General features: G+C 65.3%; 10 protein-coding genes. 3 read left to right on the forward strand and 7 right to left on the reverse strand.

What is annotated here, in order from left to right:
• Positions 1 to 984: phosphoribosyltransferase family protein (locus ACXJL8_RS20815; protein ID WP_456685488.1), on the forward strand; the 984-nt coding region annotated here is incomplete at its 5' end.
• On the opposite strand, the gene map is transcribed toward ACXJL8_RS20815, so the two are convergent.
• Together map and ACXJL8_RS20825 are read right to left on the reverse strand one after the other, a co-directional pair.
• Entirely contained in the window at positions 985 to 1,803 is an 819-nt protein-coding gene (map, locus tag ACXJL8_RS20820) for a type I methionyl aminopeptidase (RefSeq protein ID WP_456619376.1), read from the reverse strand. It lies immediately after the preceding gene.
• Positions 1,804 to 1,991: 188 nt separating this feature from the next.
• On the reverse strand, positions 1,992 to 3,308 hold the full coding sequence (locus tag ACXJL8_RS20825) for a mechanosensitive ion channel family protein (RefSeq protein ID WP_456619377.1): 1,317 nt from the start codon (positions 3,306 to 3,308) through the stop codon (positions 1,992 to 1,994).
• A gap of 214 nt (positions 3,309 to 3,522) precedes the next feature.
• On the opposite strand from ACXJL8_RS20825, the gene ACXJL8_RS20830 reads away from it, so the two are divergent.
• Positions 3,523 to 5,316, forward strand: coding sequence for a potassium/proton antiporter (locus tag ACXJL8_RS20830; protein WP_456619378.1), 1,794 nt, complete (start codon positions 3,523 to 3,525; stop codon positions 5,314 to 5,316).
• 219 nt (positions 5,317 to 5,535) lie between these two features.
• Here ACXJL8_RS20830 and ACXJL8_RS20835 read toward each other — a convergent pair whose 3' ends face one another.
• Genes ACXJL8_RS20835 through ACXJL8_RS20855 form a run of 5 tightly spaced genes read right to left on the reverse strand, consistent with a single transcriptional unit; the run spans position 5,536 to position 10,218 of the window.
• A complete protein-coding gene (locus ACXJL8_RS20835) occupies positions 5,536 to 6,447 on the reverse strand; it encodes a polysaccharide deacetylase family protein (RefSeq protein ID WP_456619379.1) in 912 nt (303 codons plus the stop codon).
• A 3-nt stretch (positions 6,448 to 6,450) separates the two neighbouring features.
• Positions 6,451 to 7,248, reverse strand: coding sequence for an ABC transporter permease (locus ACXJL8_RS20840; RefSeq protein WP_456619380.1), 798 nt, complete (start codon positions 7,246 to 7,248; stop codon positions 6,451 to 6,453).
• Positions 7,248 to 8,111: an ABC transporter permease gene (locus ACXJL8_RS20845; RefSeq protein WP_456685489.1), complete on the reverse strand. Its 864-nt coding sequence runs from the start codon at positions 8,109 to 8,111 to the stop codon at positions 7,248 to 7,250. The genes ACXJL8_RS20840 and ACXJL8_RS20845 overlap by 1 nt, the downstream gene beginning before the upstream one ends.
• Positions 8,108 to 9,187 (reverse strand): ABC transporter ATP-binding protein, encoded by a 1,080-nt coding sequence (locus tag ACXJL8_RS20850; protein ID WP_456619382.1) that lies wholly within the window; start codon positions 9,185 to 9,187, stop codon positions 8,108 to 8,110. Before ACXJL8_RS20850 ends, ACXJL8_RS20845 begins: the two co-directional genes overlap by 4 nt.
• The gene (locus ACXJL8_RS20855) at positions 9,184 to 10,218 is read right to left on the reverse strand and encodes an extracellular solute-binding protein (RefSeq protein ID WP_456619383.1); all 1,035 of its coding nucleotides are present in this window, start codon (positions 10,216 to 10,218) and stop codon (positions 9,184 to 9,186) included. Before ACXJL8_RS20855 ends, ACXJL8_RS20850 begins: the two co-directional genes overlap by 4 nt.
• Before the next feature lie 196 nt (positions 10,219 to 10,414).
• On the opposite strand from ACXJL8_RS20855, the gene ACXJL8_RS20860 reads away from it, so the two are divergent.
• Positions 10,415 to 11,167: a GntR family transcriptional regulator gene (locus tag ACXJL8_RS20860; RefSeq protein WP_456685490.1), complete on the forward strand. Its 753-nt coding sequence runs from the start codon at positions 10,415 to 10,417 to the stop codon at positions 11,165 to 11,167.
• The last annotated feature ends 92 nt before the right edge of the window (positions 11,168 to 11,259 follow it).

Here is an 11,259-nt window from a genome sequence, read left to right on the forward strand (position 1 = left end):
GAGCAGAACGAATTCACTCCCGTCATTGGATTTGCGCTCACCTCGAAGCCCGCAACCAGGAGAAACGGTTCGGTGCTGACCCACGTGTTTTCCGTGTTCGACTCCATTCTCGTCGCGCAGGATCGCGTTCAGGAAAAGTACATGGATATCTCGCGGCTCTCCAACGTGATTCGTATCAACGTCGGAGATACACCCACCTTCAGCACCGACCGCAGCAGAGATCAGCAGGATCATCTCATCCTGGCGGGGAAAGACGCCGCCGCCAAGTTTTTCGCTACGGCAACAGTGAAATTCGGCGAAGCTGAAGAGGTGCCGTTCGTGGAAAGGTCGATCGATGCTGCGAAGACGAAAGTTGATCAAGGCCGATCCGAGGACGCGCTCTCGACGATTGCGAGGGAGCACATCGTCCGCGGTGGTGTGGCCCGCGATACCGGCCTTCTGGAGGACCGTGTCCTCGTCAAGTACTACATCGACCTCATGGCTGCTGTTACCGACCATGACAAGCTCGAGGTCCTTTCCCGCATTCTGGCGGAGAAGCTGCGTTCCCTCGGCGATTTCGACAGGATTGTCGGGCTCAAGAAGGGAAATATCCTTCTGTCTCATGCTGTTGCGAGGATGCTCGGAAAGCCGATCTCGCTTTTCAAGACGGACATGAGCTACAAGATGGGGCCGCCGTTCGACGGTCTCCTGGTCAGGGACGAGAGTGTCATTGTTGTCGATGACATAGCCTCAGACGCGAGCATTCTGCTGAATGCGCTGAGACATCTGCACTTCCGTCATGCCACAGTGCGAGGAGTCGTCACGCTCATCAATCGCGTTGAAGGCGACGCCCGCGACAAGATCATGAAAGAGAGGGGGGTGCCTCTCATCTCGGTTTGTTCGGTCGATGATGAGTCGATCAGAAAGCTCATCGTCGAGAATCGGCCGTTCGGCAATGGGGCCGGAGGGTTGACTGCGAAGTCAATATCGCACCGAGTTTCGTAATCAGGCGACCTGCTTCTCGCCGTGCCGCTCCGACAGCGTGAAGATCTCGACGCCGGTGGCGGTGACGCCGACGGAGTGCTCGAACTGCGCCGACAGCGAGCGATCGCGGGTGACCGCGGTCCAGCCGTCGGACAGGATCTTCACATGCGGCTTGCCGAGATTGATCATCGGCTCGATGGTGAAGAACATGCCGGGCTTGAGCACCACGCCCTCGCCGGGCCGGCCGATATGGATGATGTTCGGTTCGTCGTGGAACAGGCGACCGAGGCCATGGCCGCAGAAATCGCGCACCACGCTCATGCCCTGCGGCTCGACGAAGCTCTGGATGGCGTGGCCGATGTCGCCGGTGGTGGCGCCGGGCTTCACCGCGGCAATGCCGCGCATCATGGCCTCATAGGTGACCTCGATCAGCCGCTCCGCCTTGCGCGCGATCGGGCCGACCGCATACATCCGGCTGGAATCGCCGTACCAGCCGTCGACGATGAAGGTGACGTCGATGTTGACGATGTCGCCTTCCTTGAGCGGGCGGTCGCCGGGCATGCCGTGGCAGACCACGTGGTTGAGCGAGGTGCAGGTCGAATAGCGATAGCCGCGATACATCAGCGTCGCCGGATAGGCGCCGTGGCTGAAGGCGAAGTCGCGGACGAACTCGTCGATGCGTGAGGTCGGCATGCCGGGAACGGCGATGTCGGTGAGCTCGTCGAGGCACTTCGCTACCAGGGCACCGGCCTTGCGCATGCCGGCGAAAGCGCTCGGGCCATGCAGCTTGATCTGTCCGGTCTTGCGTAAGGAGGTATCGGTGGCTTCGATGTAGCTCATGAGGTCGCGGTCTTCTCGGCACGGGGCCGGTCTCGATGTCGGAAGCGTCTGATTGAATGGCCTAATTTAATGATCGTGGGCCTTCATGCAAGCCAAGCCTGGAGCGTTTTCGAGCGAAGTGGATACCGGTTCGCGTAAGGAAAACGCGTCAAAACAAGACGAGAGCCCGCCTTGGGCCCGAAAGCGGCCTAATTCGGGACTTCTACGGTGGTTTCGACCGGCAGTGCGCCGCCGCGGACGCGGATTTCGCGGACAGGGTAGGGAACCCGGATGCCCTCGCGCTTGAAGGCGTCCCACAGCGCCAGCATCACGTCGCTCTTGACGTTGTCCATGCCGTCGGGGTCCGCGATCCAGAAGGTCAGCGAGAACTTCATCCCGGCTTCCGCGAACTCGGTCAAAATGCTGTTCGGCGGCTTGCCCTTCTGCGCGCGGGGATGGGCGGCGGCGGTCTCGGCGGCGAGCTTGCAGACCAGCTTCGGGTCGGCATCGTAATTGGTGCCGAAGGCGATCTTCACCAGCGTGTTCTTGTCGGTATAGGTCCAGTTGACGACCTTCTGCGTCACTAGGTCCTCGTTCGGGACCAGGAACTCGCGGCCGTCGCCGGCGGCGACGGAAATATAGCGCGTCTTCATCGCGCTGATGCGCCCGGTATTGTCGCCGATGGTGACGAGGTCGCCGGGCTTCACCGATTTGTCGGCGAGCAGGATGATGCCCGAGATGAAATTGGCCACGATCTTCTGCAGGCCGATACCGATGCCGACGCCGACCGCGCCGGAGAACACCGCGAGCGCGGAGAGGTCGATGCCGACCGCGCCGAGCGCGATCACGATTGCGACCGCAAGCAGCCCGATCCGGATGATCTTGACCAGCAGCACCTGTACCGACGGCGTCAGGTCCGTGGTCGAATTGATCCGGCTCTCGGCGAAATTGCTGGCGATGTTGGTGGCCCAGAGCGCGATGAGCAGAAGCGCGCCGGCCTTGATCACCAGCAGCGGCGTCAGCCGCAGGCCGCCGAGCACGATCGCGAAGGAATCGAGCAGCTCGACCGTCGTGTCGAGCTGTCCGATGATGGACAGCGCCGCGACGAACCACGCCGTGATCGACACCAGCTTGACGATGAAGGCGTTGCGCAGCACCGAGGTCACGAGCCGGATCGCGAGCCAGGCCAGCCCCAGCTTGGCGGCGACCATCAGCAGATAGCTGCGGCTCGGCCATGTCGCATGGTACATCACGAAGCGCGAGATGATCACGAGCAGGGTGAACACCGCGGTCGAGGCGCTCGTGACCATCACGCGGACGAAGTGGCGCAGCGGCAGCGGCCAGCCCATCGCCAGCGAGGTCATGTCGACGCGGTTGCGAACGCCGGCCTCCGCGGCATAGGCGACACCGGCCGCGGCCAGGATGAGGCCGAATTGCAGGTAGAACCAGGGCGAGGAGATTTCCGCCCCGACGCTGCGCGCGGTCGTTTGCACGAACTCCATGAAGTCTTTGAGGTCCATGTCCATCGGGAGGTCTCGTCGGGAAGCGGGCGGCAGGATTTGATTCGAGGGAGCCGCAGAATCCCACAAAGGACGCGGCCGGACCATCGATACACCGCTAAGTGAAGCGAGTTAAGGCCGCAAAATACGGGCAGATTGCCGCGAGCGGGAGAAAATGGGTTGGCGTGCCGGTGCCGCGACGATAAGGATGCAAATCCAGCGATTTTTACCCGGAAGGTGGATGGCTTCCCTCGACTCCGTCAGTCTCGCCATATTGCTCGGCGCCGTCCTGGTGATGGCCGGTATCCTGTCGAGCCTGCTTGCGCTACGCTTCGGCGCGCCCTTGCTGCTCGTCTTCCTCGTGATCGGCATGCTGGCCGGCGATTCCGGGCCCGGGCAGCTCCAGTTCGACGACGTCCGCACCACCTATCTGGTCGGCTCGGTGGCGCTGGCGCTGATCCTGTTCGACGGCGGCCTGCGGACGCGCTTTGCCAGCATCCGCACCGTGCTCGCGCCCTCCGTGGTGCTCGCGACCGTCGGCGTGCTCCTGACCGCGCTGATCACGGCGCCATTCGCGAAATACGCGCTCGACCTCAACTGGACGGAGTCGCTGCTGGTCGGCGCGGTGGTGGCCTCGACCGATGCGGCCGCCGTGTTCCTGCTGGTGCACACCCAGGGCCTGCGCCTGCGCCCGCGCGTCGGTGCGACGCTGGAGGCGGAATCCGGCACCAACGATCCCTTCGCGATCTTCCTCACCCTGATGCTGGTCGAATATATCTCGCTGGGAACAGGCACGGCCGGTCACGTGCTGATGGAGTTCGTCCTGGAGGGGGCGCTGGGCGCCCTTGTCGGCGTATTCGGCGGCCGTCTGGTCGTCATCGCGTTGAACAAGGTCGCGCTGCCGCAGGGCCTGCACGCGCCGTTCGTCACCACCGCGGCGCTCGTGATCTTCGGCGGCTCGCAGATCATGCACGCCTCCGGCTTCCTCGCGGTCTATCTCGCCGGCATCATCATCGGCAACCGGCCGACCCGCGCGCACAATTCGGTGGTGGCCTTTCTGGATGCGGCGACCTGGCTGGCGCAGATCGTGATGTTCGTGCTGCTCGGCCTCCTGGTCTCGCCGAGCCGGCTTGGCGCCAGCGCGCTGCCTGCGGTCGGCATTGCCTTCGTGCTGATGCTGCTGGCGCGGCCGATCGCGGTGTTCGTGTGCCTGGCGCCGTTCCGGTTCAACTGGCGCGAAAAGATCTTCATCGCCTGGACCGGCCTGCGCGGCGCGGTCGCGATCTTCCTGGCGTCGATCCCGATGCTGGTCGGCCTGTCAAAGGCCTATCTCTATTTCGACGTCGCCTTCGTGGTGGTCATCATCTCGCTGTTGCTGCAAGGCTGGACGCTGGCGCCGGCCGCACGCAAGCTGCACGTGGCGCTGCCGCGCGCCGAGCGCGGCCCGCGCCGCGTCGAGCTCGATCTGCCCGGCCAGCTCGAGCAGCAGCTCGTCGGCTATCCGGTGCGGCCGAAGAGCCTGTATTTCCGCCGCGGCCTGATCCCGTCCTGGTCCAAGCCGACGCTGGTGATCCGCAACCAGAATATCCTCACGCCGATCGAAGCCGATCCGGTCGCGCCGGGCGACTACATCTATCTGCTGGCCCCGCCGGAGAAGGCCGAATCGCTCGACCGCTTCTTCGTCGACATGCAGCCGAGCACCGCGCCTGATCCGCATCTGCTCGGCGACTTCATGGTCTCGGCCGAGCACACGCTCGCCGAGCTCGCCGAGATCTACGGCGTGAAAGTGAGCGAGGACGAGGGCAAGCTGACGCTGGCCGATTATTTCGACGTCCATCTCGACCGCGCGCCGAAGGAAGGCGCCGAGCTCGCGCTCGACGAGATTGTGCTGGTCGCGCGCAGCATTTCCGGCGGCCGCGTCAACGTCGTCGGCCTGCGCCTGCCCGAAGACGAGGAAACGCCCGCGCCACTGACGCGCACGCAGGCGCTGCGGCGCAAGCTCGCGGAGCTCTGGACGTCGGTGGCGGGGGTGTAGCGCCACCCTGCGGGAGGCGGCGACACTCTCCTATGTCGTCCCGGCGAAGGCCGGGACCCATAATCCCAGGGAGGAGTTTGGCGAAGATTTGCAGTTGCGCTTCATTCGCCGGTACTTGCACCGTCCGCCGTCGAGAGATCACGCGGTATGGGTCCCGGCCTTCGCCGGGACGACGACAGTGGATGTTGCGCCGGCATGCCTGAAGTTAGCTTGCGCAAATCACACCCCCGCCGTCACCACCTCCCGCCAATGCCGCGCAATCGCGGCCCGCGGCGCGATCCACGCGGCGCCGCTCCCGGTGATGTGCGCCAGGATCCGGTCCAGCGCACCGATCCGGCCGGGGCGGCCGATCATGCGCAGGTGCAACCCGATCGACATCATCTTCGGCGAGGTCTCGCCTTCACGCTTGAGCCATTCGAAGGCGTCGATGACATAGTCGGCGAAATCGGCGCCGTTGAAGCGTGCGGCGTTGTAATATTGCATGTCGTTGGTGTCGAAGGCGTAGGGCAGCACCAAATGTTGCTTGCCTGCGACCGCCACGTAGTAGGGCAGGTCGTCGTTGTAGGCGTCGCTGTCGTAGAGGAAGCCGCCGTGCTCGACCAGCAGGCGGCGTGTGTTCGGCGATGTCGCCGAACGCGTGTGCCAGCCGACCGGGCGCTGTCCGGTGGTACGCTCGATCGCCGCCACCGTTTTGGCGATGACTTCGCGCTCGCTTGCCTCGTCCATGTCGGCGTGGCTCTGCCAGCGCCAGCCATGCGCCGACACCTCGTGGCCGCGCGCGATGGCATCGCGTGCGAGGTCCGGCGAACGCTCGACCGCGCGGCCGCAGGAGCTCACCGTGACCTTGACGCCATGGGCGTCGAATAGGTCCATGATGCGCCACCACGCGGCGCGCGTGCCGTATTCGAAATGGCTGTCGATGCAGGAATCCGGGCCATCGAGCCGGTGCACGACCTCGTAGATCGCCTCGTTGCCGGCATCGCCGTCGTTGACGGAGAACTCCGAGCCCTCCTCGAAATTCACCACCAGCGACACCGCGACGCGCGCGCCGTGGGGCCAGCGCGGGTTCGGCGGCTTGCCGCGATAGCCGGCGAAGTCGCGATGCGCGGGAGATTTGGGTTCGTTGCTCATGGATCAGTCCGAGGTTCCGGCCATGCGGTGCAGGCCGACGACGCGGTCGCTGACGAACAGCAGGATCACCGTGCCGGCGAGGATGAGGGTGGAGAGCGCGGCGAGCGTCGGGTCGGGCGCTTCCTCGATATATTGCAGCATGCGGATCGGCAGCGTCTTGGTGCGGACGTCGGCCAGGAAAATCGACACCGGATAATTGTCGAACGAGGCCAGGAACGAGAAGATCCCGGCGATCAGGAACGACGGCGCCAAGGCCGGCACCATCACCCGCAGCACGCTGCCGGGATAGGTGCAGCCGAGCGTGCGCGCCGCCTCGATCAGCGTGAAGTCGAACCGCGCAAGTCCCGCGATCATGGTGCGCGCGACGTAAGGCAGCGTGATGACGAGATGCGCCACCAGCAGCGTCGCCCAGGGCGCGGTGAATCCGATCGCACGAAACCCCTGCAGCAGCGCGATGCCGAGCACGAGGCCCGGCATCATCAGCGGCGAGACCAGCGCGGTCGCAAAAATCTCCGCGCCCGGCAGCTTTCCGCGCGCAATCGCGATGGCCGCGAGCGTGCCGCAGACCAGCGAGATCGCGGTCGACAGCAGCGCGATCTGGAGCGACAGCAGCAGCGAGGGCCAGAAGCCGTCGAGCCGGCCGATCCTGCCGTACCAGCGTGTCGATGCGCCGGTCAGCGGCAAATCGAACACCGGCGTCGGCGAGAAGCTCGCGGCTGCGATCACCAGCAATGGCGCGATCAGGAACAGGGCCAGTGCGATGGCCATCACCCAGCAGACGACGATAGCGGCCCTCGTCATCACTTCGGCTCCCGTGACAGCCGTGCGCTCAAGGCGACCACAGCGATGGCGATCGCCAGCAGCACGACGCCGGCCGCCGCGCCGAAGCCGGGTTCGCGCGCCAGCAGATAGGCCTTTGCGATCGTGGTCGCGAGCGTCGGATATCTTTCGCCGATCAGCAGCGTCGGCACCACATAGGCGKAGACCGACAGCGAGAACACCAGCGCCACGCCGGCGATGATGCCGGGCAATGTCAGCGGCAGGATCACGCGAAGGAAAGTCACGAGCGGCGAGGCGCCGAGCGTCGCGGCCGCTTCGGCGTAGCGGGAATCGAGCTGGGCCACGATCGCGTAGATCGGCAGGATCATGAAGGGCAGGAAGATGTTGACGGCGCCGACGATCAGCGCGGTCTCGGTAAAGATCATCCGGATCGGGTCTTCGATGATGCCGAGCGCGATCAGCGTCTCGTTGACGATGCCGTCGCTGCGCAAGAGGATGGTCCAGGCGAACGCCTTGACGACGACGCTGGCCGCGAGCGGCAGGAACAGCGTCGCCAGCAGCACCGAGCGCAAGGGCCCGCGGGCCCGCGCCAGCGCAAAGGCGGCGGGGTAGCTGATCAGGAAGGCGATCAGCGTGGTGAGAAGTCCCAACCGCAGCGAATTCCAGACCACGCCGAGATAATAGGGCGTGCCGAGCAGGCGCTTGTAATGGGCGAAGGTCAAGCCGTTGGCATCGACGATGCTGACGCCGAGCAGCAGCACCAACGGCAGCGCGAACACGCCGGCAATGATGAGGAAGGACGGCAGCACGAATCCAACAGCCGTCAGTCGCTCGCGATCGACCGAGGGCGCCGCCACGGGCGCGGGAAGGGCCGCCTCGGTCATGCCTGCGCCTCCATCGGAAACGCAAAGGTCTCGGTCACGGGCCAGCTCAGGCGGATCTCGTCATGCACGCGCGGAATCGCGCCATCGCGCTCCGAGAGTTCGGCGAGCAGGCTTTCGCCGGCGCCGGCATCGACCTCGACCAGCGTGCGCGAGCCCTGGAACACCACGGAGCGGACGCGCCCGGCCGCGGAGTTTGCCTCGCCTTGCTCACTGATCCGCAGCTGCTCAGGGCGCGCCGCGACGATGACGGGGGAGCCCGCCTGGAAATTGCCGAGCGCCGACAGCCGGCCGACCCTGGTCTCGACATCGACCTTGCCGTTATCGGCGGCCAGCACCGTGCCGGAAATCCGCGTCGACAGCCCGACGAAGTTGAGCGCGAACAGGCTCGCCGGGCGCAAATACAGCTCGCGCGGCTCGGCGAGCTGCTCGATCCGCCCCTTGTTCATGACCGCGACGCGGTCGGACATGGTCAGCGCCTCGTCCTGGTCATGCGTCACGAAGATCGCGGTCGCCTTCACGTCCTGGAGCAGGCGGCGCAGCTCGACCTGCATCTCCTCGCGCAGCTTGCGATCGAGTGCCGAGAGCGCCTCGTCGAACAGCAACACGTCCGGCTCGACCGCGATCGCGCGCGCCAGCGCTACCCGCTGCTGCTGCCCGCCCGAGAGCGCCGAGATGCGCCGGCCGCCGAGATGGCCGAGCTTGACCAGCGCCAGCGCACGCTCGACCGCGGCGTCGATCTCGCGCCTGGCCGCGCCGCGCACCTTCAGTCCAAACGCGACATTGCCGGCGACGGTGAGATGCGGAAACAGCGCGTAGCTCTGGAACACCACACCGACATTGCGCTTGTGCGGCGGCACGCTGGTGATGTCGCGACCGGCGAGCTCGACCTTGCCGGTGTCGGGCTGCGCCAGCCCCGCGATGGCGCGCAGCAACGTGGTCTTGCCGCAGCCGGACGGGCCGAGCAGCGTGACGAGCTCACCGCGGCGAATGGTGAGATCGATGTGATCGAGGACCGTCGTCGGCCCGTATCTTTTGGAGACGCCGCGGACGACGAGATGCGGGCTGCTCTCGCTCATGTCATCTCCTTGCTCCAGCGGTCGACCCACGCGGCGCGGTTCTTGGCGACGAACGCCCAGTCCGGCGCGAACAGCGACGCGGGATCGGGGAAGCCCGCCGGCGTCGGCGTGCCCTTGTTGGTCGGCGCGACAAAAGCCTTGTCGGCGAGGATGGTTTGCGCCTCCGGGCTCAGGAAGAAATCGATCACGGCGTCGGCAAGGTCGCCGCCAGGTGCGCCATTCACCTTGGCGATTCCCGATGGCATGGCGAAGCCGCCGTCCTGCGGCACGGCGAGATCGACCGGCGAGCCGTCCGCTTTCCGGATCAGCGTGTAGGCGGAAAACTGTCCGCCGATCATCCAGGCCTCGCCCTGCTCCATCAAATTGATGGCCTGCGGCGCGTTGGTATAGACGTTGAGCAGGTTCGGCTTCAACTCCTTCACCTTCTTGAAAGCGGCGTCGATCTCGTACTGTGCTTCCCTGTAGGGCTTGCCGGTTTCGAGATGCGCGGCCGCGAGCAGCGTCCAGAACCCTTCGGTATTCGACAGCGACGGCACGATCACCCTGGAGGCATATTTCGCGTCCCACAGGTCCGACCATTTTCCCGGCGCCGTCTTCATGCGCTTGGTCGAATAGGCGATGCCGGCCCAGGGCCGCTGGTAGTTCGCCCATAGTCCGTCCTGATGCACCGAGCCGTCGACGAGCTTGCCGAGATTGGCGATCGAGGAGGCCGACATCTTGGTGATCAGGCCTTCGGCGGCTGCCGGCAGCATCACCGGATCGTCCATGATGACGACCGAGATCTTCGGCGCGGCCTTGTCGGCCTGCATCTTCTGGAGGTTGGTCAGCGAATTGGTGCCCTCGTAGAGCACCTTGCAGTCGAGCTTCTTCTCCAGCACCGGAAACAGATCGGCGTTGAAATATTTCGCGGCACCTGCGGGGCCGCCGATGACGATCTCCTTGGGGGCGGCGCGCAGGCGCGCCGGGGCGGCGATGAGCGCGGCCAGCGCCGCGCCGGATGTCAGAACGCTGCGTCGGGAGGGGGTGTGCATGGGCATGTCCCGTTTGTTGTGCGTAAAGCTTGCAACGACAATGCAGCAAGCGTCATGCCAAATGTGCACATTTTTGTAATATCAAATAATATCAATTAGTTGATTGAAATTTCAGTTTGGCGCCTGCACCGTCGCGCAGCAAATGTGCACATTTTTTGGAGGTGACGCTGCGCATCCTTTGGGCCTAGCTATCGCCATGGCGACGCAGCGCAGGCGAAACGGCAAGGGAATCGGCAGGGGAATCGGCAAGGCCAATCCGGCCGAGGACGAGGCGGTCTATCAGGCCATCCTGCACGCGCTGCTGGAGGGCAAGCTGAAGGCCGGCACCAAGCTTGCCGAGCCGCCGCTCGCCGACATCTTTGGCGTGTCGCGCGAGCGCATCCGCAAGGTGCTGCACCGGCTGGGTGCGGAGCGGCGGCTGGAGATGATCCCCAACCGCGGCGCCCGCGTGCCACGCCCGACGCTCGACGACGTCCGCAGCGTCTACGAGGCCCATCGCGTGCTCGAGGCCGGCGTGCTGACCCAGCTCGTCCGCCGTGTTGACGATGCCTTGATCGACCGGCTCAACGCCCATCTCGCCGAGGAGCGTGCCGCCGCGACGCGTGGCGATCGCGCCGCCTCGGTGCGGCTGTCGGGCGCGTTCCACGTCCATCTGGTCGAGGCGCTCGGCAATGCCGAGCTCTCGCGCTTCCTCGCCGACCTGCTCAGCCGGTCCTCGGTGATGGTCTCGGTCTACGAGCCCGCCACCGATTCGATCTGCGCGGTAGACGAGCACGGCGCCATCGTCGAAGCCCTCCGCGCCCGCGACGTCGCGCGCGCGATTGYGGTCTCGCGCGAGCATTTTTTGCATGTGGAGAGCCGGCTGCATCTGGATGATGTGGTGCCGGCAGCCGAGGATTTGACGGCGGTATTCGGCACGGCAAAGCCGAAACGGCGCAAGGCGCGGTAAAGCTCCGCTCGCCGTAAAGCTCCGCTGTCGTCCCGGCGAAGGCCGGGACCCATAACCCCAGGGAGCAGTTTGGCGAAGACTCGCAGTTATCC

Source organism: Bradyrhizobium sp. P5_C11_2 (assembly GCF_054049755.1).